Origin of the sequence: Lysinibacillus sphaericus (assembly GCF_001629735.1) — a bacterium.
Taxonomy (GTDB): domain Bacteria; phylum Bacillota; class Bacilli; order Bacillales_A; family Planococcaceae; genus Lysinibacillus; species Lysinibacillus pinottii.
In genome coordinates this window covers 2,897,916-2,922,281 of sequence record NZ_CP015224.1, presented here as the reverse complement: position 1 = coordinate 2,922,281, position 24,366 = coordinate 2,897,916, and the positions used below count along the sequence as shown (strand labels likewise).

Sequence of the window (24,366 nt, the reverse complement as noted above, 5' to 3'; positions counted from 1 at the left end):
TATTAGCGTGGTAAAGTAACAAATATATTACTAAAACATTAAATATATCGAACTCTTATGAAGAGCGGCGGAGGGAAGTGCCCTATGAAGCCCGGCAACCATCACATAGTGAAAAGGTGCCAAATCACCCAAAGATTTTTCTTTGAAAGATGAGAGAACGGTTCAACGTATAATACGTGACCCCTTCTACTTGTCTATAAGTGGAGGGGTTTTTTTATATAAGAAAAGGAGTATTCGCTATGATACAGCTTCAAAATATAACGAAGAAATACAAAACAGCAAATGGCGAATTAACGGCAGTCAAAGATGTTAACCTGACTATTAATAAGGGTGAAATTTTTGGCATTATCGGCTATAGTGGCGCTGGTAAAAGTACGATGATTCGTTTACTTAATGGCTTAGAGAAACCAACAACAGGAACAGTAACAGTGAACAATCAGGCTTTTTCATCGATTAAAGGTCAAAAGCTTAGAGCAGCTAGACAAAAGGTTAGTATGATTTTTCAACATTTCAACCTACTTTGGTCACGAACAGTTGCAGAAAACATTGCCTTCCCATTAGAAATCGCAGGTGTATCAAAAGCTCAACGTGAGGCACGGGTGAAGGAATTGATAGCACTTGTTGGCCTAGAAGGTCGTGATCAAGCATATCCATCACAGCTCTCTGGTGGACAAAAGCAACGTGTAGGGATTGCGCGAGCATTAGCCAATAATCCAGAGGTTTTACTATGTGATGAGGCTACATCTGCTCTAGACCCTGAGACAACAGATGCCATTCTTGATTTACTGGTGGATATTAATGAACGTTTAGGGTTAACGATTGTCCTCATTACTCATGAAATGCATGTCATCCGCAAGATTTGTCATCGTGTAGCAGTGATGGAGGCAGGCGAAATTGTAGAGCGTGGAGAAGTATTGCAAGTTTTCCAGGCTCCTCAGGCTGCCATTACTAAGAAATTTGTAGCGCAAATTACCAATACAAAGGAAACACAGGATACAGTAGAACAAATCAAAGCAAATTATCCAACTGGACAACTTGTCAAATTGATTTTTGTTGGTGAAAAAACAGAACAGCCAGTTATTTCACATCTAGTAAAGCAATTCGATGTGGAAGTAAGCATTGTACATGGGAATATTTCGCAAACCAAAAATGGTGCATATGGTACTCTCATTGTGCAAATTGATGGGTCGAAAGCAAACGTGACTGAAGCCTTAAGCTATTTAAATACAGTGGAAGTGCAAACGGAGGTGATTGCAGATGCTAACTAATCTCTTTCCCAATGTAGACTGGGATAGCATGTGGCAGGCTACATATGAAACATTATATATGACGGCCATTTCAACAGTTATTACATTTATTCTAGGGTTAGCCATTGGGATTGTCCTGTTTTTAACTAGTCCGAATCAGTTATGGGCTAATAAAATTGTTAGTTTTTTAACAGGGTCACTCGTTAATATATTCCGTTCTATTCCATTTATCGTGTTAATTATTTTATTAATTCCATTTACTAAGTTTTTACTTGGTACAATCCGTGGAGCCAATGCTGCTTTACCTGCTTTAATTATCGGTGCGGCTCCGTTCTATGCACGTATGGTATTAATTGCGCTACGAGAAATTGATAAGGGTGTTATTGAAGCAGCTCGTTCAATGGGGGCTAAAACAGCCACAATTATTTGGAAAGTACTGATCCCTGAATCATTACCAGCACTCATTTCGGGTATTACTGTTACGGCTGTAGCACTTGTCGGTTATACAGCAATGGCAGGGATAATCGGTGCAGGGGGTCTCGGGAACTTAGCCTTCCTAGACGGTTTCCAAAGAAATCGCCAAGATGTGACATTAATGGCAACTATTTTGATCTTAGTAGTAGTCTTTATCATCCAATGGATAGGTGATTTCATTACAGAAAAAATTGATAAACGTTAATAAAACTGAGGTTATTCCGGTTCTTACCGCTAACATATTTTCATTAAAATAAAGGGAGTGTCATACATGAAAAAGTTATTAACAGGATTATTTTTATCAATACTTGTACTAGCATTAGCAGCTTGCGGTACTGATAAAAAAGAGGATTCAAATGCAGCATCTGGTGATAAAACAGATAGTAAAGAAAACGTTACTTTAACAGTGGGAGCTTCTAATACACCACATGCAGTAATTTTAGATAAAGCAAAACCGATTTTAGCTGAGAAAGGTATTGACCTTAAAGTAGAAACATATACAGACTATGTGCTACCAAACCAAGATTTAGAATCAAAAGAGTTGGATGCAAATTACTTCCAACATATTCCGTATTTAGAGTTGCAAATTAAAGACAATGGCTATGATTTCGTCAATGCTGGTGGTGTTCATATTGAGCCAATTGGTATTTACTCTAAAAAGTATAAGTCTTTAGAAGACCTTCCAGAAGGCGCAACAATCTTACTTTCTAACTCGGTATCAGACCACGGTCGTATGCTGTCATTATTAGAAGCTAAGGGCTTAATTAAATTAAAAGATGGTATTGATAAAACAGCAGCAGAAATTAAGGATATAGAAGAGAATCCTAAAAACTTTAAATTTGATGCGAATACAGCACCAGAAATGCTTGTACAAATGTACGAAAACAATGAAGGGGACGCAGTACTTATCAACTCTAACTTTGCTATTGATAATGGCTTAAACCCTATTGAAGATGCTATTTCTCTTGAAGACAAAGAGTCACCATACGTTAACATCATCGCAGTACGTGCTGGAGATGAATCAAGACCTGAAATTAAAACATTATTAGAAGTATTAACTTCTAAAGAAATCCAAGACTTTATCTTAGAAGAATGGAAAGGTGCAGTAGTACCTGTTCAATAATCTACAAAAAAGGGTACGTAAGTATTGAGTTACTTACGTACTCTTTTCTTTTGAGGTTGCTTACCTGCTTTTAATAGTGATTATCGATAGGATGTCGATTTCCGTGGAAATAAAAATAGCTATATCAAGTATTTAAAAGCTCCTATAATCCCCTGTTCTACATGTTTGTCTAATCCCTCCAGTATCGGTGAAAGCCAATGCTGTGAGGGATTTTTAGCAACTTCCTGAAAAGGAAAAATGTTAATTCCTATTTATTAACATTCTTCAGTGTTGCCTAGCATCTTTTTCGTTTACGCTTAATAAGTGACTCTGAATATATTTGTTAAATATCTTAATAATTAATGAATTATTTTGTTGTGTATGTGAAAAAAAAGTAGGTGTTTTTTCGTGAGTAAAGAAATTATTTAGAAATTGTTTAGTTACGAGTAGTACTATATAATTGTTAGAAAAGTTTTTTTTGTGAAATTTGGATTTTATTAATCTATTTTGACTAAAAAAATCATACTAAAGTATGTGGAGAAGAAAGGGGTTTGTACAGAATGGCGATGAGGAAAAGAAATAACCTATTACGTTGCAAAATACTCGATATGACTAAATATTGAGGATGAATAGATAACGGAAAAATGGCGATAAAAATTACATGTAAGTTTAGCCAAAGGAGTTATTGTTATGACGATAAACACGAAATCGATGAGCTCAGCTTTATTAAATAAAATTCAATTAAAAAAAGCGACAATTGGGGTAATTGGTCTCGGCTATGTAGGCCTACCATTTGCCATTGAAATTGTCCAGAAAGGTTTTCATGTTTTAGGCTTTGATAAAAATCAAGAAAAAATCGCCATGTTGCAAAACGGTGAGAGCTATATAGCTGATATCCCGAAAGAAAATATACAGCAAATATTAAAAGATCAACATTTTGAAGCAACCTTTGATTTTTCCAAACTTGCTTCTGTAGATGTCGTCATTATTTGTGTACCGACTCCTACAACAGTGGATGGTACTCCTGATATTTCCTATATAGAAGAGGCAGCACATGACATCGGGCGTTATATTAAAGCAAATGCATTAGTTATTCTTGAAAGTACGACCTATCCTGGGACAACAGAGGAAATTGTTCAGCCTATTTTGCAAAAGCATGGCTTTGCTGTGGGTCAAGATTTATTCTTAGCTTATTCACCAGAGCGAGTGGACCCTGGTAATAGTAATTTTTCAGTTTCCAATACACCCAAAGTTGTTGGCGGTGTTACTTCTAATTGTTTGGAAGTTTCAAAGGGTTTTTATGAAACAGTCATTCATACTAGTGTATTTACGGTAACAAGTCCCAAAGTTGCCGAAATGGAGAAATTGCTGGAAAATACATTTCGCCAAATCAATATCGCCCTTGTCAATGAGCTCAGTCAAATGTGCTATAAAATGAACATTGATGTTTGGGAAGTCATAGATGCTGCCTCAACAAAGCCTTATGGCTTTATGCCATTCAAGCCTGGCCCAGGAGTAGGGGGGCATTGTATCCCTGTCGATCCCAAATATTTATTATGGGCGGGTCAACAGCATGGTATCTCAGCAACTTTAATTGAAGCAGCAGATAAAATAAATGATTCGATGCCTAATTTTGTTGTGGAGAGGCTGGAACAGTACTTACGTATTCAAAATATTGAGCTGTGCCACGCAAAAATTGTTATTATTGGTGTCACTTATAAGCCAGATATAAACGACTCACGCGAATCTCCTGCACTACGAGTCATTCAGCAATTACTTGATAGTCAGAGCTCATTACAGATTATCGACCCTTATATACAAACGTTCCCGGTAGAACAAACTCTTTTAAACACAGTTCCTTTAACAGAGAAAAGTGTTAAAGATGCAGATGCTGTGTTGATTTTAACCAATCATTCCAACATTGATTATTCATTAATTGATCAGGAAGCCTCATTAATTTTTGATACTCGTAATACCCATTTTTTATTTAAGAATAAAAATTATTACAGACTATAAGGAGAGTTCGTGGGAAATGAAACAGCTAAAAATATGTGGGCTTCTAATCCTGATGTTCTTAGCAGGATGTCAATCCACTCCACAAAAAACGATTCAACCAATTGATTCTTCTATAGAGATTAAGGAATCTGATGGTACGATGAGTGATTCAATCAGTCATGTCGATATTATTAAGCCAAAAGTAGCTCTAACGTTTAATGGCTTTGCGGATAATCAAACAATGGAGCTACTATTGGCGAAATTAGATGAATCTAATATGAAAGCCACCTTTTTCTTAGAGGGGCTACGTGTGGCACAGGAACCAGAGCTTGTTCGAGACATTCTAAAAAGAGGCCATGATGTACAAAACGGTACATTGTCATTTCCAGATGTCACAGCTTTAAACTATGACCAAACCTATGAGGAGATTTATTTAACGAATCAAATATTTGAAGAACATTTAGGATATAAGCCGAAATTTGTTCGAAGTCGTTCAGGTGATATTACAGATAATATGCGCTTAGCAGCTGCTGCACTGGATATGAAGGCAGTGATAGGTTTATCCATTAATCCACTTGATCGAAAAATGCAAAGTGCCCAAGATTTGATTGATTATATTGACAAATATATTGATAGAGGTTCTATTATTCATCTCAACACTTATATTAATCCTGCTATTATAGATGCCATTCCTTTACTAGCACAATTAGCAGAAAAACATGATTACACCATTACGACTTTAAGTGATGTGATAGATGAGCGATATTTAACAAAGTCTTTAGAAGAAATAGCAGGTTATGATGCCGTCAAACCTAATTTGAATTATGAAAATGTTGAACCACATTTGTATTATCGAAAAGAGACCTCTAAAAAAGAAATCGCCATTACCTTTGATGATTGGGCACATGAACAGCAGGTGAAAGCTGTTTTAGATGTATTAAAAAAATATAATATTAAAAGTACATTTTTTTTAATCGGTAGTGGGGTGGAGAAAAATCCACAATTAGCCAAGTTAATACTAGAGGAAGGTCATGAAGTGGCAAGTCACTCTTATTACCATTTAGATGTAACTAAAATGACGCCAGAGGAAATACAAGATGATTTAGTGAAGGCCCATAATGCTCTTACTTATGCGTTACAGGAGCCACCATTACTTTATTTTAGACCAGCACAAGGAATTATGGATGAGCGTACTGCTAAAGTGATTACCGCTGCCGGAATTAAAACCATTGCCATGTATGATATTGCTTCCTTTGACTGGAATTTAGATTACAGTGCTCAGGACATTTATGATCGGGTCATATCTAGAGCAGCACCAGGAAAGGTTATTGTCATGCACATCTTAGACGGTACGAAAACAGTTGAAGCACTTCCATTAATTATTGAAAAGTTGCAACAAGATGGTTATAGCTTTAGTAAAATGTCAAATTGGATTGAAGAAGATGCAAATGGGGATGTGAATAAATGATAAAAACGAAAAAAGAGGTTTTAACAGTACCGCGCTCAGATCGTCGGATTCTATCAAATATTCCTGATCCCGAAAATGTCCGAAACCTTGTCAATCGTCGAGGTGCATCTTATCAGAAAGAAGAAATTGATCCGACAGATGTCAATGAAATTTATCGTCTTCAACAGCTTAGCTTACGCTATGAAACTCATTTTGAGGTTCAGGTTAGAAGAGCAAGACATAAAATGAGTTCAGACAAATACTATGCTGAAGATATTTCCGTAACGGGAATTCTTGTTTATTCTCAACAGCCTCAGCAATTATTAATTGATGAAATTTTAGAAATGAATTTTACGATCCCAGGTGGGGCAATGCCTGAAGGATATGAGGCAAAAGTGAAGTTGAAGGCAAAGGTGGTCCGGCATTTTACCAAAGAGGTGGATGGTCAAACGCTATATTACTTTGCTTGCGAATTTCTCCAACCTTTAAATAAATATATGGTAAAAAAACGTTGGGGCATTTCTGTTTTTATGGCGAGTTTATTCTTATTGGTTGTCTCACTTATTGTCATGCTGATGAGAGCAGAAAGTGTTATTTATTTTAGATTCAATAAATTTTTATACCTTTATAGTATTATAGCGGCAACGTTTCTATTAAGTAGATACCTATTTGGTATTTTTTATAAAAATGTACCCATCAATCCAAACTATGAGCCCGGTGTATCCATAATTATCCCTGTGTTTAACGAGGAAGAATGGATACATCGCACGATTTCAAGCTGTATTAATCAGTACTATCCTGTAGATAAGTTAGAAGTCATTGTCGTGGATGATTGCTCTACGGATAGGACGGAGGAAAAAGCTAAGGAAATGATAGATCTTATTCATTTTGAGGGTGGGCGTTTTAAAACAACCGATCGCTTAAAGTTTTCTAAGCTTCCTCAAAATGGTGGAAAACGTGAAGCGCTGGTAGCCGGTGTTCATCAAGCAAAGCATGACTTAGTGGTTTTTGTGGATTCCGATAGTTTTTTGGAGCCACATGCAATCCGCAATCTAGTCCAGCCTTTCCAAGACCCTAAAATGGGTGGTGTAGCTGGACGGACAGAGGTAGAAAATAAATTTACAAATGCTCTGACAAAATTACAGACAGTTCGTTATTATATTGCCTTTCGTATTATGAAGGCCGCTGAATCTTGGTTTGATACGGTGACTTGCTTATCAGGACCATTAGCTTGTTATCGAAAAGAACTTATTTTAAAAAATGAAACAGCCTGGCTCAATCAAAAATTTCTTGGGCAGCCTGCTACATTTGGTGATGATCGTAGTATGACAAACTATATTTTGAAAACACATCGAACAGGTTATCAGGATAATGCCATTTGTTCGACGATTGTTCCCTCTGACACTAAAGTTTTTTTATCTCAGCAAATGAGATGGAAACGTTCTTGGCTAAGAGAATCTTTACGAGCCTTTCTATTTATGTGGAAAAAAGAACCCTTCATGTTCCTTTTCTTCATAATAGGCTTAATTGTCCCAATTGCGGCACCAATTGTCGTCGTCTACAACTTAATCTATGTGCCAATCATGTATGGTGTTTTTCCGACTACCTTTTTATTAGGCTTACTTTTAATGGCCATGCTCATGAGTTTGGCTCATCTATTCTTTAGGAAAAGTAAATTATGGTTATTCGGGTTTATCTTCGTTCTTTATTATGAATTTATTTTGCTCTGGCAAATGCCAGTTGCATGGGTAACATTCTGGAAATCAACATGGGGAACAAGGGAAACACCACAAGACGTTTTGGCAAAAGAAAAGAAAATAGAAAAGCAAAAATTACGAAAATCCCGATTTTCAATGTTGAAAATTAGAAAAATGGGTGAGAAGGAATGAAAGAAAAAAATGTAATTTTACAGCCAGCTAAAAAAAATCGAAGGAAAATTATACGCTCGATTATACAATTAGTAGTTGTTATCTTTTTAGCAGTCGTGTTAATTAAAGCCGTCTTTCTGACAGACAAGCGATTTGCTGAGGCGGTCCCGTTAAACAATAAAGACGGATTTATTGCACTGTCCTATTTTGGTGTAAGTAGAAATGACTCCTCTAAATACGTGTCAAAGAAAAATTTAGAAGAACAGCTTACATTGCTTGAAAAACAAGGCTATCAAACGATTACACAAAAGGATATATTGGATTTTTATCAAAAGAATAAACCACTACCAGAAAAAGCCTTGTTTTTATCATTTGAGGATGGCCGTACCGATTCTAGTATTTTCGCACAAAACGTTATGGAAAAATTAAATTATAAGGCTACGATGTTTACGTATGCCAATAAAATGGATACCCGCGACCATAAATTTTTAAAGCCAAAAGATTTGAAGTTGATGGAGAAAAGCGGCTATTGGGAATTAGGCTCTAACGGGTATCGACTAACCTACATTAATATTTTTAATGATAAAGGGCAGTCCTTAGGGATGATTGACGAAAATAATATACCGAATAAAACAACAATCGAATATTATAACCACTATTTAATGGATTTTATTCGTAATCAATATATGATCCCAAGTGAAACTCGACAAGAGATGGAAGCTCGAATTAAGAAGGATTACAAGCTTATGCAGGAAATTTATCAGCAAGAGTTTGGGGAAGTTCCTAAAGCCTATGCCATTATGCATGCTAATTCATTGTATAATAATATGGACCCTCTAGTGCAGAGTGTGAATGACAAGGAAATTAAAGACAAGTTTCGTATGCACTTTAATTTAGAATTGAGTGCCTATAATGATAAAGATAGTGATCTATATAACTTGAATCGATTACAAGTTTCTCCTTATTGGTCAACCAATCATGTCATGATGAAAATTAAACAGGCAAGTAATCAAAATATCGAATTTAAAATAGGAGATCCTCAATTAGCCCAAAAATGGCAAACCATTAATGGGGCAGCAGAATTTGATAATAATGAAGTTACATTAACATCGGCTCCTTCTAGTGAAGGTAGGATTCTCTTAAAGGAGATGATGCCACAGCAATATAACGTGAACTTTACATTTAAAGGGAATGTTGTTGGTGAACAAGCGTTGTATGTAAATTATGATGAGAAAACAAATAGCTATTTACGTATTGCCTTGGTAGACAATGAGCTTGTAGTGAGTGAAAAATTACCTGCTTCAGATATTGTGGAAAAGGCTCGTTTCCCATTGAATGAGATTAAGTGGAATGAAGAGGAGTATGCGTTTAATAAGGCGACCGTCTATACGTATCAGGACACCCAAAAGGGATCGCGGATTGTTGAAGAAGAATACCCAAGAAACTTAACTAAAAATAGAGTATTTAACATTACAGTAAATAAGGATAAAATAAAAGTAGATGTAGATCATGTATTATCTGAAACTATTCAAATAAACCCTGGCCTCCATGGCTCTCAAATTGGATTTGGAGCATTGTTTAGCCATAAAGATACATCTCATGAACAGTATGCAGATGATATATACGATACAATAATTGAAGATATTTTAATTACAGATAGGAAAGATCAAACTATTTTTACAAACCAATATACGAATTTCGAGAAGGTTAAGCATAAAAGCACAACATTGTTTAATCATGTTGTAGATTTCTTTATTGAAACCTTCTAATTTGGGGTGAAATTTGAAACAAGTGAAAAATTTTATATTATTTATCTGTATAGCCCTGTTGTTTATCACTGCTTGTAGTAATAGTAAAGAACCACCTGCTATAGCAAAGGAAGAATTAAAGGATAAAGCGAAGTTGCGTTTATCGATGTGGTTACCTGAATGGCAAAATCAATCAGCCTTAGAAGATGTCCAAAACTCCCAACAAGGATTACAAGATATGCGCGTTTTCGGTGCCTATTTTAATCATAAAGATGAATTGCTATTAACGGATAATGCAGTCGATATGTTGCGACAGACACAGCAGCAATTCAATGAATCACATCATGTAATTCTAACGCTTATAAATGATTATGTGACAGATAATGCCTCTTCTGTTCAAAAGGATAGTACACTTTTGCATAGGTTAGTACAGGATTCTTCAGCAAGAAAAAAGCATATCAATAATATATTGCAGGTAGTTGAACAATACCAACCAGATGGCATTGAAATTGATTATGAAAAGATAGCTAAAGAAGACCTTTCAAAATATGTTCAATTTTTAAAGGAGCTATACCGAGAACTTGCGAAAAAGAATGTTACACTGCATGTAGTGCTAGAGCCGAGCTTTCCATTTGATGTGAAGTTACCGAATGGGCCTAGCTATACCGTAATGGCTTATAATGTACATGGCTATCATAGTGGTCCAGGTGCGAAGGCTACATTTTCATTTCTTAATGATTTAATAAAAAATATCAAAAAATCCAACCAAAAATTAGCTATCGCCTTTGCTACAGGTGGTTTCGATTGGGTAGCTCAAGGTAATACGGTTGCATTAACGGAACTTGAGGCGGAGAAAGTATTAGCTGAAACAAACGCAAAGAAACAACGAGATAAAGCAAGTGGTGCTGTTTATTTTACGTATACAGATACTAGCAATATGAGTCATGAGATTTGGTATGCTGATCAGGAAACACTTGAAAAATGGGTCAAATATGTCCAAAGGAAAAGCTATCATGATGTAGTGTTGTGGCGTGCTGGTGGATTAGGTGTCAAAACATTACAGTGGATTAATGAGCAAGAAACTGGTGAGCGTTTGTCTCCCTAAAAAATCGGTAATATAGACACGTTCAACAAAAGTCATCGAGAAGTTCACGCTCGATGGCTTTTTGTCATTCTCTTGTTCGATTTTTGGAGAAACAAAACAGAAATGATGTTGACAAAGAATGAAATCAATAAACGTAACGATTTGCCAATTAGTTACCTAAAACCCTTCAATTTGGGAAAGTCGAGCGAACGTAGAGAGGGAAGCGGCTCGCCTCGGCCGTCATATCCAGGTTTTACCTTATTTGATTGTAAAAAAAGACTATCGGCAAACTCAAAATTTTTGAGTTTATCTATAGTCCCAAATCGCCAGTAAAGGCAATTTTTTTATTGAAATTGAGATAGACGTGAAAAGAAATCTTTGACGAAATTTAAAAAAATGGCTTCTGATGGGGCGATTTCTCGATTTACAGGAGAAATAATACCAACCGTCCTTGGAATGGAGGGTGATTCAATAGGCACCTTTACAGTAAAGCGAGCAGCAGAATCGTAAAGTGAACTTTCTGGTAACAGACTAACGCCTATTCCAGCTGCTACTAAGCCTTTAAGTGCATCCAAATCTTCACCCTCTGAAATAATATTAGGCATAAAGCCTGCAGCACGACAAGCATCCATTGCCACTTTATGTAATATATAACCATTTGGAAATAACACAAATAAATCATTTCTTAATTCAGCAAGCTGAATACTCTCTCTTTTTGCTAACGGATGATTAGCTGGTAGAAGAGCGGCAATATTTTCCGTAAACAATATAGTCGACTCAATGGATTCATCTTTTGGAGGAAGCGGACCTAAAAAGGCAAGGTTTAACTCTCGATTTTTGACAGCATCAATTAAAAATCGATAAGATCCTTGTCGTAGCTGAAATTGCAAATTGGGATACTCTCGTTTAAAGGCTGAGATAACGGTTGGCAGTACATAGCTTGCTAAACTTGTTGGAAAGCCAATCTTAATAGAGCCCTTAGCAGGATCAAGATACTCTTCTACTTGTTTGGCAGCAAAATCAATGGCCTTCAATGCCGTAATGGTATGTTCAAGAAAGGTCTTTCCAATCGGCGTTAATTTCACATTGCGTCCCACTCGTTCAAATAACGGAGTGCCTAACTCATCTTCAAGATTTGCGATTTGCCGACTAATGGCTGATTGAGCGACGTGAAGATGCTCAGCAGCTTCTGAAATATGCTCGCGTTCAGCAACCTCCACAAAATAGCGTAATTGACGTAACTCCACTAACATTTCACCTCTATTAATCTAAAAATAAGATTGATTATAGCTCAATTATATAATATTGAAGATAAAAAGTGACTGTAAATACAAAAAAGTTTAAGTATTCAGTAATCTTGCACAATAGAATTTTTTAGTGTGTAAAAGAGACTGCCATGAAAATATCTTATTTTTAATTGATTCCATTTTAATGAAATAGGTTATAGTATAGTTATGGTTGTTACTGCAAATTTGTCACAAAACCTCTACAATTAGCCCTTTTCACGAGGTTTACACTATGTAGCTAGATGAAATCAATTCTCAATTAGAGATATTTCATTGAAAATGAAGAAAGTCTATTCTCAATATCTATTCCAGATAGTAATAATCTGAAAATGCTTACAAAGCCTTTATTTTTCAAGATTTTATTTGAGGAGAAGGAAAGTAATTGAAATGGTTTGCATAGAGAACGATTTTCAGTTAAGATTAGAATGATGATAATTAAGGAATGGTTGACCCATTCACTGAACACTATGGAGGTATTTTCATGTCAACTTTAGTTATTAAAGATCTTCACGTTGCTATCGACGGAAAAGAGATTTTAAAAGGCGTAAATCTTACAATTAATACAAACGAAATTCACGCAATCATGGGACCAAACGGAACTGGTAAATCAACACTAGCTTCTGCTATTATGGGTCATCCTAAATATGAGGTTACTTCGGGTACTGTTGAACTAGATGGCGAAGATGTACTTGAGATGGAAGTAGACGAGCGTGCTCAAGCTGGTTTATTCCTAGCTATGCAATACCCATCTGAAATTGCGGGTGTTACAAATGCTGATTTCTTACGCTCAGCTATCAATGCTCGCCGTGAAGAGGGCGATGAAATTTCATTAATGAAATTTATCCGTGAATTAGATAAAAACATGGAATTCCTAGAAATGAACGAAGATATGGCTCAGCGTTATTTAAATGAAGGTTTCTCTGGCGGTGAGAAAAAACGTAATGAGATTCTTCAATTAATGATGATTAAACCGACGTTCGCAATTTTAGACGAAATTGACTCTGGACTTGATATTGATGCACTTAAAGTAGTATCTAAAGGAATTAACGCAATGCGCGGTGAAGGCTTTGGCTGCTTAATGATCACGCACTATCAACGTCTACTTAACTATATTACACCAGACCATGTACACGTAATGATGCAGGGACGTGTTGTGAAATCAGGTGGTGCAGAGCTGGCACAACGCTTAGAAGCAGAAGGCTATGACTGGATTAAAAAAGAATTAGGTATTGAAGAAGAAACAGAAGAACAAGAAGCATAAGAGGGAGGACGAACTAGCATGACAGTGGAACTTAACTTGCCTGTAACAGTACAGGACGTGCGCTCGTTCTCAGAAGCAAATGGTGAACCAACTTGGTTTACAGAGCTTCGCGCGGCAGCACTAGACAAAGTAACTGGTTTAGATTTGCCAAAACCAGATAGAACTAATATTACAAAATGGGATTTCATGAACTTCCCAGCATTTACAGTTCATAGTGAGGCATTTCCATCGTTGGATGCTTTACCTGAAGAAGCAAAAGGGTTAATTGACCTTGAAGCGCAAGAGAATCTTTATATTCAGCGCAATAATACACCAGCTTACATTAAAATATCACAAGAGCTTGTTGATAAAGGCGTTGTTTTTACGGATATTTTTACAGCAGTTCGTGAACATGGTGAGCTTGTTCAAAAATACTTTATGACTGAAGCTGTTAAAGTGGATGAACATAAGTTAACAGCGCTTCATACAGCACTAGTTAATGGTGGCGTATTTGTTTACGTCCCAAAAAATGTAGTCATTGAACAACCACTTCAAGTTGTTTTCTTAAACGATAATGCTGAAGCATCATTATACAACCATGTATTAGTAGTGGCAGAAGCAAATTCTGCTGTAACATACGTGGAAACATATGTTTCAACGGTGGAACAAGCAAAAGGCCAAGCAAATATTATTGCGGAAGTAGTTGTCCAAGATAATGCGCAAGTAACATATGGAGCAGTAGATGTACTTGCAAAAGGCTTTACGACTTATGTAAACCGTCGTGCACGCTTAGCACGTGACGCAAAAGTAGATTGGGCTCTTGGTTTAATGAATGACTCAGATACAATCTCAGAAAATATTACTCATCTAATTGGTGACGGTTCACATGCAGATACAAAAACAGTAGTTGTTGGTCGTGGAGAACAAAAACTTAACTTCACTACGGAGGTTCGTCACTGGGGTAAAAACTCAAACGGGCATATCTTAAAGCATGGTGTTATGAAAGATGCAGCTCAATCTATCTTTAATGGTATTGGCTATATCGAACATGGTGCGACGAAAGCAGATGCACAGCAAGAATCACGTGTATTAATGCTTTCAGAAAAAGCTCGTGGGGATGCAAATCCAATTTTATTAATTGATGAAGATGATGTAACAGCAGGACACGCAGCATCTGTTGGTCGAGTAGATCCATTACAGCTTTACTATTTAATGAGCCGTGGTATCTCGAAAGCAGAAGCAGAGCGCCTTGTTATCCATGGATTCCTTGCGCCAGTTGTTACGCAATTACCAATTGAGGGCGTTCAAAAGCAACTGACGGAGGTTATCGAAAGGAAAGTTCGCTAATGATGAATAAAGACATTAAAAGCTATTTCCCAATTTTAAATCAGGATGTAAATGGTCATAGACTTGTTTATCTTGATAGTGCGGCAACGTCTCAAAAACCTGTTCAAGTGATTGAGGCAATTAAAGCCTATTATGAATTTGATAATTCCAATGTTCACCGTGGAGTGCATACTCTAGGGAACCGTGCTACAGATAAATATGAAGGTGCACGTGAAAAGGTTCGTAAGTTTATTAATGCTCAATCAACACAAGAAATTATTTTTACTCGTGGAACAACGACCTCTTTAAATACAGTAGCAGCCAGTTATGGACGTGCAAATGTTGCTGAGGGTGATGAAATTGTCATTACTCAAATGGAGCATCATTCCAATATTATTCCTTGGCAACAGTTAGCCAAAGAAAAAAAGGCGACATTGAAGTACATTGAGCTAGAAGCTGATGGAACGATTAGTCTAGAAAAAGTACGTGCAACGATTACACCTCAAACGAAAATCGTTTCGGTGTCAATGGCGTCAAACGTGCTTGGAACTATAAATCCAATTAAAGAAATTGCGCAAATTGCACATGCTAATGGTGCTGTTATGGTAGTTGATGGAGCTCAAGCGGCTCCGCATATGAAAATTGATGTGCAAGAATTGGATGTAGATTTCTTAGGGTTCTCTGGGCATAAAATGTGCGGACCTACTGGAATAGGTGTACTATATGGTAAAAAGGAACACCTTGAAAAGATGGAGCCAATTGAATTTGGTGGCGAAATGATCGATTTTGTTGGGTTATATGATTCAACGTGGAAGGAATTACCGTGGAAATTTGAAGGTGGAACGCCTATTATTGCAGGTGCAATAGGATTAGGAGCTGCTATTGATTTCTTAACTGAGATTGGGCTAGATAATATTGCAGAACATGAACATAAGCTTGTTGGCTATGCAATGGATCAGCTTGAAACAATTGACGGTTTGAAAATTTTCGGCCCACGTGACCCAATGAAACGTTGTGGACTTGTGACATTTAATTTGGATGATGTCCATCCACATGATGTGGCAACGGTGCTTGATATGAATGGTATTGCTGTTCGTGCGGGTCATCATTGTGCGCAACCACTAATGAAATGTCTTCAGCAAGTAGCGACAGCGCGTGCAAGCTTCTATCTGTACAATACAGAGGAGGATATTGACCGTCTTGTTGCAGGGTTACGTTCTGCGAAGGAGTATTTTGGCGATGTCTTTTAATAATTTAGATCAACTATATCGTTCAGTCATTATGGATCACTATAAAAATCCTCGTAATAAGGGTTCTTTAGAAGGTGAAGCTGTAACGATTGATATGAACAATCCGACATGTGGAGACCGTATACACTTAACATTAAAAGTGACTGACGGTGTTGTAGAGGATGCCAAATTTGAAGGTGAAGGCTGTTCAATTTCTATGTCCTCTGCATCCATGATGACTCAACTTATCAAAGGGAAAAAGGTAGATGAAGCTTTAGAGCTTGCTGATATTTTTTCTAAAATGATGATGGGTGAAGAGTATAGCGATAAATATGACCTTGAGGATGTTGAAGCACTGCAAGGTGTCTCTCAATTCCCTGCACGTATTAAATGTGCAACATTAGCTTGGAAAGCAATGGAAAAAGGTGTGAAATAAAGCATACTGCCTTGTCAGCTGGGTGAAAGTGACATACTTTCACTCATGGCAAAGGTTGAATACCTCGAAAATATAGCTCAATGAACGGAGGAGAAACGATGGCTAAAAAAATGCCTGATATCGGCGATTACAAATACGGTTTCCATGACAAGGACGTATCAATTTTCCGTTCAAAACGTGGTTTGACTGAAGAAATCGTCCGTGAAATTTCAAATATGAAACAAGAGCCAGAGTGGATGCTAGAGTACCGCTTAAAGGCACTTGAAACATTTTATACAAAACCAATGCCGCAATGGGGTGGCGATCTTGGCGATTTAGATTTTGATGAAATTACGTACTATGTGAAACCATCAGAAGCGACACAAAAATCATGGGATGAAGTTCCTGATGAAATCAAAGCTACTTTTGATAAATTAGGTATTCCAGAAGCAGAACAAAAATATCTTGCGGGTGTATCTGCGCAGTATGAGTCAGAGGTAGTTTATCACAACATGAAGCAAGACCTTGAAGATCTTGGTATTGTGTTTAAAGATACAGACTCAGCATTACGTGAAAACGAAGATATTTTCAAACAATATTGGGGTAAAGTAATCCCATACACAGATAATAAATTTGCGGCATTGAACTCAGCTGTATGGTCAGGTGGATCATTTATCTATGTACCACCAGGCGTTAAAGTTGAAACACCTCTACAAGCTTACTTCCGCATTAACTCTGAGAACATGGGTCAATTCGAACGTACGCTAATTATTGTGGATGAAGGCGCACATGTACACTATGTTGAAGGTTGTACAGCCCCTGTTTACACAACAAACTCTTTACACTCAGCTGTTGTAGAAATTGTTGTTCGTAAAGATGCCTACTGCCGTTATACAACGATTCAAAACTGGGCAAACAACGTATACAATCTTGTAACGAAACGTACAGTTGTTGAAGAAAACGGTACAATGGAATGGATTGATGGTAACATCGGTTCTAAATTAACAATGAAATACCCAGCATGTATCCTAAAAGGTGAAGGCGCTCGTGGTATGACGCTATCTATCGCATTAGCAGGTAAAGGTCAACATCAACATGCTGGAGCGAAAATGATTCATATGGCACCAAACACATCTTCTACAATCGTTTCTAAATCGATTGCTAAACAAGGTGGTAAGGTAACATATATGGGACAAGTTCGTTTCGGTCCTAAAGCTAGTGGTGCTCGTGCCAATATTGAATGTGATACGCTGATTATGGATAACCAATCAACATCTGATACAATTCCATACAACGAAATCCTTAATGATAATGTTTCTTTAGAGCATGAAGCTAAAGTTTCAAAAGTGTCTGAAGAACAATTATTCTATTTAATGTCTCGCGGAATCTCTGAAGAAGAAGCGACAGAAATGATTGTAATGGGCTTCATTGAGCCATTTACAAAAGAATTACCAATGGAATACGCAGTAGAAATGAACCGTCTTATCAAATTCGAGATGGAAGGTTCTATTGGGTAATTTATCAATTAACCCTTGTCACAACGATGTGTGTGGCAAGGGTTTTTGTTTTGTAAAGAAAACAACTTCCTTAATATATTGAAATAATAGTGGATTTTTATAAGGAGACATACTAAAATGATAATGAGAATCAATATCAATTAAAGAAGGGAGAATGAATACGTGAGAAACAAGTTTCTATTTATTAGTATGATAGCGGTATTTATGCTGAGCCTCGCTGCATGCGGAGAGAAGAAAACAACAGAGGAAGATAGGTCCACAGAGTCGATGAAAGAGGAAGTGGCACAAACACAAGATAGTACTACCAATGAAAATTTGACAAGAACAATAGATTATCTAGGAGAAAGCTATGAAGTGCCAGAAAAGGTCGAAAGAATTGTTGTGACGGGTGCGATGGAAGCCATGGAAGATATGGTGGTACTTGATGTCCATCCAGTAGGAGCGATTGCGGTTGGTGGTAAATTCCCTGAGTTATACGCTGCTGTTACAGATAAGGCAGAGTCGATTGGGGAGAAGATTAAGCCAAACTTTGAAAAAATATTAGAATTAGATCCAGATGTGATTTTAGGCTCAACGAAATTTCCAGAGGAAGTACAAAGTAAATTAGAAAAAATTGCTCCAACCATTTTAGTTTCGCATATCTCTACGAATTGGGAATCTAATTTAAACTTATTAGCTGAATTAACAGGCAAGCAAGCAGAGGCAGAAAAAATATTATCTACATATAAGGCAGATATTGAAGCGGCAAAGTCTAGCTTAACAAAAAAACTAGAAGACAAAAAAGTAGCAGCCATTCGAATTCGTAGGGGACAAGCTTATGTCTATCCAAAAGAAGTATTTTTAAACCCTGTTCTATATGGTGAGCTTGGTTTAGAAGTCCCTGCTGAAATTGCTAAGGCAACATCTCAAGAAGCGATTTCTGTTGAGCAACTAGCGGATATGAATCCAGATTTTTTATTTGTCCAGTTTTCAACGGATGAAAATGCGGATGCTCCAAATGCGTTAGAAGATTTTAAACAGAATCCCATTATCCAAAATATAAATGCCTTTAAAAATGAGCAAGTGTTTGTTAATGTTGTGGACCCACTAATGGAAGGTGGCCCAGCGTTTAGTCGTATTACTTTTTTAGAGGCAATCCAACAAAATCTTGATAAATAGCTTGTTTGGCATGAGTTCAATCCTATAAGGACTCATGCTTTTTCTTGTGAAAAGCTATATTTTTTTTACATGATGTTTAATTGTAGGAGAAGACTGTATGCTATGATTATGTTGTAGATAAAGGAGGATGTCACATGATTGTAGTTGGATTAACTGGATGGGGCGATCACCCTTCACTTTATAGTGGAGTGACTTCTTCAAAGGATAAATTATTTGACTATACAGGTCATTTTTTAGCGGTGGAAGTAGATACTTCTTTTTATGCCATACCATCCAAAGATAATGTTCGTAAATGGTGTGAGAATACACCGGAGAATTTTCGTTTTGTAGTGAAGGCCTATCAAGGCATGACTGGACATTTACGGGGAGATATTCCCTTTGAATCAAAGAATGATATGTTTAACGCTTTTATTGAATGTGCCCAAGAATTTAAACGTTTTGGAAAATTAGGAATGATTTTAGCTCAGTTTCCACCATGGTTTGATTGTCAGTCAAAAAATGTTCAATACTTATTGTATATTCGTCAACAATTAAAGGATTTCCAAGTGGCTATCGAATTTCGCAATCAAACATGGTATGCAGATAATGTAGTACAACAAACAATGGACTTTTTAAGAGAGCATCAATTTATTCATACGATTTGTGATGAGCCGCAGGCTGGCGTAGGATCGGTACCCTTCTATCCTGTAGTAACTGCCGATAAGGCGCTGGTGCGTATTCATGGGCGAAATATACATGGCTGGCGTAATACAGGGAATGCAGAAAACTGGCGCAAAGTGCGCTTTTTATATGACTACAATAAAGAAGAATTGCAACAGCTTGGGCAGCAAATTCTCAAGCTTGAGCCAGAGGTGCAGGAACTTTTTATATTATTTAATAACAATTCAGGTAATCATGCAGCGAAGAACGCAAAGGAATTACAGGGTGTTTTGAATATTAAAGATGTTGGGTTAGCGCCTAAACAATTAAACATGTTTGAAGGGGAATTATAATGGCGTTTATTTTATTAGTAATTATTGCATTATTTTCAGGTCTCCTTGGCTCATTAGTTGGGCTTGGTGGTGGCGTGGTATTAGTGCCAGCAACTTTATATATCGGTTTAAACCTTGGTATGATCCCAGATATAACACCACAAAAAGTTGTTGGTTTATCTGTTGTCATGATGATTTTTACAGGACTTGCCTCGACATTAAGCTATATGAAATCGAAAACGGTGGATTATAAAACTGGCTATATATTTTTTATCGGCAGTATTCCAGGCTCCATTTTGGGTGCATGGGTTAATAAAGGATTAGATTTACCATCCTTCAATTTATACTTTGGTATTTTGCTTATTATTTTATCCATTATTTTACTTGTCCGCGACAAATTGAAGCCGGTAGAATGGTTTGTGAAAAATGGCCTGCAACAGGAGTTTACTGATGCACAAGGGAAAACCTTTGTCTATGGCTATCCGATTTGGTTTGCCATTTTATTTACATTTGGGGTAGGGTTTGCCTCAGGTCTGTTTGGTATAGGTGGGGGCTCAATGATTGTGCCAGCTATGATTATTTTGTTCTTATTTCCACCACATGTAGCAATAGCAACTTCGATGTTTTTAGTTTTTTTAACGTCTGTTGTAAATACGGCTAGCCATATATATTTAGGGCATGTTCCATGGCTTTATACAATTCCCGTAATACCAGGAGCATATATTGGAGCGAAGCTAGGTGCAGCCTTAAATAAAAAAATTAAATCAGATACGCTTGTACTGGTTCTTCGGATTATTTTATTATTATTAGGAATTCGTTCCATCGTTGAAGGGATATTGGCTTAATCGGCTATACTAGCGAATGAAATGAGGTGGCTTTAATGCTTGAAAAAATCCATATTTTTCACACAAATGATTTGCATAGTCATTTTAAGTATTGGCCACGAATGCAAAGCTATGTGAAAGAGAAGCGCAGCAGTCTAGCGAAAATAGGGGAAACAAGTTATTTGTTTGATGTGGGGGATCATTTAGATCGCTCTAATATTTATACTGAAGCGACGATTGGTAAGGGGAACGTACAATTACTTAATGAGGCAGCATACGATGTAGTGACAATTGGGAATAACGAGGGCATTACATTGTCCCATGATGAGCTTTTTCATTTATATGATGATGCGAATTTTGATGTTGTCGTAGGTAATATTGATGCGTATCAGGGGAGAAATCCAGCCTGGCTGAAGCCCTATGTTGTGCTTACAACGGAAAAGGGTACGAAGCTAGGAATAATTGCAGCAACGGCTATGTTTGAAGTGTATTATCAGGCGTTAAATTGGCAAATGGTTGAAGCACGAAGCACACTTCTTCGTTTAGCTCATCAACTACGTAAAGAGGTTGATATTGTTTTATGCCTATCCCATTTAGGGATAACTGAAGACGAGCTATTAGCAGAGGAATGTCCAGAAATTGACGTCATATTTGGATCACATACACATCATGTCTTGCCAGAAGGGAAACTCGTCAATGGTGTTTTATTGACAGGTGGAGGAAAATTTGGTCAATACACAGGACATCTTGTTATCGAATATGATAAAAAAATGAGGAAAATTGTTGAAAAAAAGGATGCTTTAATTCATAATAAGGACTTGCCAAATATCCAAAACGAACAGCAAATTGTACAATCCCTAGAGGATGAAGGAATTAGAATATTGGATACACCAGTATTTACGACAAAGAAATCTTATAATAAGGAATGGTTCCACTACTCACAGCTATCTGATTTATTTGCACATGCTATTTTAGAAAAAAGTGGTGCTGATTGTGCCTTGTTTAATGCTGGTATTTTTTTAGACGGTCTCCCAAAGGGAACTGTGACAGCATTAGATTTGCATCGAATTTTTCCACATCCTATTAATTTATGTACAATTGAATTATCTGTTATGGAAATGAAGGAAATCTATATGCAATCCAAAAATGAGGAATGGCCTTATATTGAATTAAAAGGATTAGGCTTTAGAGGTGTGATCTTTGGAAAAATGTTGACATATGGTTTTTCCATGAACGACAATCGTCAGTTGTTAATTAATGGTAATCTGGCAGATGACAATCACATCTATAAACTTGTTACATTAGATTTGTTTACTTTTGGATATTTTTATCCAAGTTTCAAATATGCAAAGAAGCAATATATTTTACCAGAATTTTTACGAAACATTATGATAGATTATGGTCAAAGTTTCTTTAAGTAACAGAGTGAGCTTAAAGAATGGATTGGGGAAGAAATCATGCGATTAATTTCAATCGATGTATTAAAAGAAGGAATGGTATTAGGCAGAACCATTTGGAATGAGGCGGGGCATCCGCTTTTAAAGAAGGATGTTATCATTAATGACCGTATTATTCAGCGACTTCAACAGTTAAATACACATTACCTATACATTGACGATGATATTTCGGAGGGCATTGAAGTAGAAGAAACTGTGCCACCTGCAATGCGAAATAAAGTCATTACAACAATTAAAGATTCATTTCAATCAATCGATGGTTTAAATTCAGTAAATGCCTCTTATATATTAGATCAACAATCAAAGACAATTGTCTCGATTGTAGATGAATTACTTTCTGCTGTTACTGGAAATGATGAAATTTTAACGATATTAACAGATGCTTATTTATTTGATGAGTATTTATATCAACACTCCTTTCAAGTGACACTTTACTCGATAGCCATCGCCAAAGAGCTCGGCTACTCTGCTGAGGATTTACGGTTAGTAGGGATAGGTGCATTACTACATGATGTAGGTAAACTAATGGTACCAAAAGATATCCTAACGAAACCAGGTCGCTTAACCAATGAAGAATTTGAAGCCATGAAAATGCATGCCCGCTATGGCTTTGATTTATTACGCAATTTACATTCTATTTCATTGCTTGTGGCCCATTGTGCGTTTCAACATCATGAGCGTATTGACGGTAGTGGCTATCCACGAGGACTAGTTGATTTTGAAATTCACCCATTTGCCAAGATTATTGGCGTGGCTGATGTTTTTGACGCGGTTACGACTAATCGAGTATATCGTGAAAAAATGCTTCCTTCACAGGGACTAGCTATTGTAGAGGCAGGCTCTGGTACGCTATATGATGCTCGCATTGTAAATGCCCTAAAAAGAGCAGTCGTTCATTATCCAAATGGAGTTATCTTAAAATTATCAGATGGTCGACGTGGCATAGTATCTAGACAAAACCCGTTGGATGCCGCATTACCATGGATTCGTATTTTTGAGGAGCAAAATCAATTGCTCGCAGCTACATATGAAATCAATTTAGTGGACTTTCCTAGCATTCTAATTGAAAATGTTGAGACGGATTACATGGTTCCTGCAAAGGTAGAATAAAATACTCCTCCTGTTCATACGTTATGGAACAGGAGGAGATTTTTTTGTTTTTCCCTCGAAAAAGGATGAAATTGCGCTCTTATCATAAAAGGGGAATACGTCTTAATCGTTTAACCATTTTAATTGTTAGTATGGTTGTTTGTCTTATATTATTTATTTATTATTTAAATGAACGGCTCATGCCCACCTATTTGCAATATGCAGAAGTACAAACTACAAAAATTGCATCATATGTAGTAAGTAAAGCCATTAACTCACGTACCTCCAATGTATTAGATGTAAATGATATCATTGAAGATATTCCTCCAGGTAGTTCTGATATGATGACAACCAAGTTTAATACGGAAATTATTAATCGCGTTCGAGCGGAGACATTAGAGCTTGTAAAAATGTATTTAGAGCAGGCAGAACAAGGAGAACTATCACATTTACCTGAATTAGATAATGTTGAATATGATATTAATAGAATTCAGGAAGGGGATGGTATTGTCTTTTTTGTACCACTCGGGCAAGCAGCGAATATTCCTTTGCTCGGAAATTTAGGACCAAAAATCCCTATACGATTCCATGTGATAGGAAATGTCCATAGTAACGTGACCTCATCTATTCAGGAATTTGGGATTAATAGTGCGTATGTTGAGGTGGGCATTCATTTAGAGGTAAATGTCCAAATTATTGTTCCTTTTGCAAGTAAATCTTCAACCGTTGCACAGGATATTCCTGTTGCTATGGGATTAACTAGAGGTCCAGTACCGAACATCTATACCAATAGCAGTGATGCGCCTCAACCTTCCATTGAAATACCTGTGCCTTTTAAATAGAAATGTTTACTGTGATAGTTGTTGGAGTTCATTTAATATGTTACATT

20 protein-coding genes and 1 riboswitch are annotated in these 24,366 nt (G+C 36.8%); of the genes, 19 read left to right on the top strand and 1 reads right to left on the bottom strand.

From position 1 onward, the window contains the following. Window positions 1-52 precede the first annotated feature (52 nt). Window positions 53-156: riboswitch (SAM riboswitch) on the top strand. An 83-nt stretch (window positions 157-239) separates the two neighbouring features. The 8 genes from A2J09_RS14375 to A2J09_RS14340 all read left to right on the top strand — a co-directional run bounded on the left by A2J09_RS14375 (window position 240) and on the right by A2J09_RS14340 (window position 10,986). Beyond that, window positions 240-1,268 carry a methionine ABC transporter ATP-binding protein gene (locus tag A2J09_RS14375; RefSeq protein WP_031417715.1) on the top strand — a complete coding sequence of 343 codons (1,029 nt, stop codon included), beginning with the start codon at window positions 240-242 and terminating at the stop codon, window positions 1,266-1,268. Beyond that, window positions 1,258-1,926 (top strand): methionine ABC transporter permease, encoded by a 669-nt coding sequence (locus A2J09_RS14370; protein ID WP_031417714.1) that lies wholly within the window; start codon window positions 1,258-1,260, stop codon window positions 1,924-1,926. The genes A2J09_RS14375 and A2J09_RS14370 overlap by 11 nt, the downstream gene beginning before the upstream one ends. Window positions 1,927-1,992: 66 nt before the next feature. Then, window positions 1,993-2,844 (top strand): MetQ/NlpA family ABC transporter substrate-binding protein, encoded by an 852-nt coding sequence (locus tag A2J09_RS14365; protein WP_012292322.1) that lies wholly within the window; start codon window positions 1,993-1,995, stop codon window positions 2,842-2,844. 669 nt (window positions 2,845-3,513) lie between these two features. After that, a complete protein-coding gene (locus tag A2J09_RS14360) occupies window positions 3,514-4,839 on the top strand; it encodes a nucleotide sugar dehydrogenase (RefSeq protein ID WP_227256893.1) in 1,326 nt (441 codons plus the stop codon). A 16-nt stretch (window positions 4,840-4,855) separates the two neighbouring features. Beyond that, window positions 4,856-6,286, top strand: a complete 1,431-nt coding sequence (locus A2J09_RS14355; protein ID WP_227256894.1) for a polysaccharide deacetylase family protein — start codon at window positions 4,856-4,858, stop codon at window positions 6,284-6,286. Beyond that, window positions 6,283-8,154, top strand: a complete 1,872-nt coding sequence (locus A2J09_RS14350; protein WP_012292325.1) for a glycosyltransferase family 2 protein — start codon at window positions 6,283-6,285, stop codon at window positions 8,152-8,154. Before A2J09_RS14355 ends, A2J09_RS14350 begins: the two co-directional genes overlap by 4 nt. Continuing rightward, window positions 8,151-9,902 (top strand): polysaccharide deacetylase family protein, encoded by a 1,752-nt coding sequence (locus A2J09_RS14345; protein WP_012292326.1) that lies wholly within the window; start codon window positions 8,151-8,153, stop codon window positions 9,900-9,902. The genes A2J09_RS14350 and A2J09_RS14345 overlap by 4 nt, the downstream gene beginning before the upstream one ends. 22 nt (window positions 9,903-9,924) lie before the next feature. Beyond that, on the top strand, window positions 9,925-10,986 hold the full coding sequence (locus tag A2J09_RS14340) for a glycosyl hydrolase family 18 protein (RefSeq protein ID WP_099806109.1): 1,062 nt from the start codon (window positions 9,925-9,927) through the stop codon (window positions 10,984-10,986). 323 nt (window positions 10,987-11,309) lie between these two features. Here A2J09_RS14340 and A2J09_RS14335 read toward each other — a convergent pair whose 3' ends face one another. Then, the gene (locus A2J09_RS14335) at window positions 11,310-12,212 is read right to left on the bottom strand and encodes a glutamate biosynthesis transcriptional regulator GltC (protein WP_031417711.1); all 903 of its coding nucleotides are present in this window, start codon (window positions 12,210-12,212) and stop codon (window positions 11,310-11,312) included. A gap of 520 nt (window positions 12,213-12,732) precedes the next feature. Here A2J09_RS14335 and sufC point away from each other — a divergent pair. The 11 genes from sufC to yunB all read left to right on the top strand — a co-directional run bounded on the left by sufC (window position 12,733) and on the right by yunB (window position 24,319). After that, window positions 12,733-13,512, top strand: coding sequence for a Fe-S cluster assembly ATPase SufC (gene sufC / locus A2J09_RS14330; RefSeq protein ID WP_016994918.1), 780 nt, complete (start codon window positions 12,733-12,735; stop codon window positions 13,510-13,512). Between the two features lie 18 nt (window positions 13,513-13,530). Next, window positions 13,531-14,838: a Fe-S cluster assembly protein SufD gene (sufD, locus tag A2J09_RS14325; protein ID WP_012292330.1), complete on the top strand. Its 1,308-nt coding sequence runs from the start codon at window positions 13,531-13,533 to the stop codon at window positions 14,836-14,838. Next, a complete protein-coding gene (locus A2J09_RS14320) occupies window positions 14,838-16,067 on the top strand; it encodes a cysteine desulfurase (protein WP_012292331.1) in 1,230 nt (409 codons plus the stop codon). Before sufD ends, A2J09_RS14320 begins: the two co-directional genes overlap by 1 nt. After that, complete coding sequence (sufU, locus tag A2J09_RS14315; protein ID WP_012292332.1) at window positions 16,057-16,482, top strand: Fe-S cluster assembly sulfur transfer protein SufU; 426 nt, start codon at window positions 16,057-16,059, stop codon at window positions 16,480-16,482. The genes A2J09_RS14320 and sufU overlap by 11 nt, the downstream gene beginning before the upstream one ends. 98 nt (window positions 16,483-16,580) lie before the next feature. Then, window positions 16,581-17,978 (top strand): Fe-S cluster assembly protein SufB, encoded by a 1,398-nt coding sequence (sufB, locus tag A2J09_RS14310; protein WP_031417705.1) that lies wholly within the window; start codon window positions 16,581-16,583, stop codon window positions 17,976-17,978. A 189-nt stretch (window positions 17,979-18,167) separates the two neighbouring features. Then, the gene (locus A2J09_RS14305; protein ID WP_012292334.1) at window positions 18,168-19,136 is read left to right on the top strand and encodes an ABC transporter substrate-binding protein; all 969 of its coding nucleotides are present in this window, start codon (window positions 18,168-18,170) and stop codon (window positions 19,134-19,136) included. A 134-nt stretch (window positions 19,137-19,270) separates the two neighbouring features. Next, window positions 19,271-20,128: a DUF72 domain-containing protein gene (locus tag A2J09_RS14300; protein WP_012292335.1), complete on the top strand. Its 858-nt coding sequence runs from the start codon at window positions 19,271-19,273 to the stop codon at window positions 20,126-20,128. Continuing rightward, entirely contained in the window at window positions 20,128-20,952 is an 825-nt protein-coding gene (locus A2J09_RS14295) for a sulfite exporter TauE/SafE family protein (RefSeq protein WP_012292336.1), read from the top strand. Before A2J09_RS14300 ends, A2J09_RS14295 begins: the two co-directional genes overlap by 1 nt. Before the next feature lie 35 nt (window positions 20,953-20,987). Beyond that, window positions 20,988-22,352 (top strand): bifunctional metallophosphatase/5'-nucleotidase, encoded by a 1,365-nt coding sequence (locus A2J09_RS14290; protein ID WP_031417701.1) that lies wholly within the window; start codon window positions 20,988-20,990, stop codon window positions 22,350-22,352. 36 nt (window positions 22,353-22,388) lie between these two features. After that, window positions 22,389-23,498 (top strand): HD-GYP domain-containing protein, encoded by a 1,110-nt coding sequence (locus A2J09_RS14285; protein WP_012292338.1) that lies wholly within the window; start codon window positions 22,389-22,391, stop codon window positions 23,496-23,498. A 23-nt stretch (window positions 23,499-23,521) separates the two neighbouring features. Next, a complete protein-coding gene (gene yunB, locus A2J09_RS14280) occupies window positions 23,522-24,319 on the top strand; it encodes a sporulation protein YunB (RefSeq protein ID WP_012292339.1) in 798 nt (265 codons plus the stop codon). The last annotated feature ends 47 nt before the right edge of the window (window positions 24,320-24,366 follow it).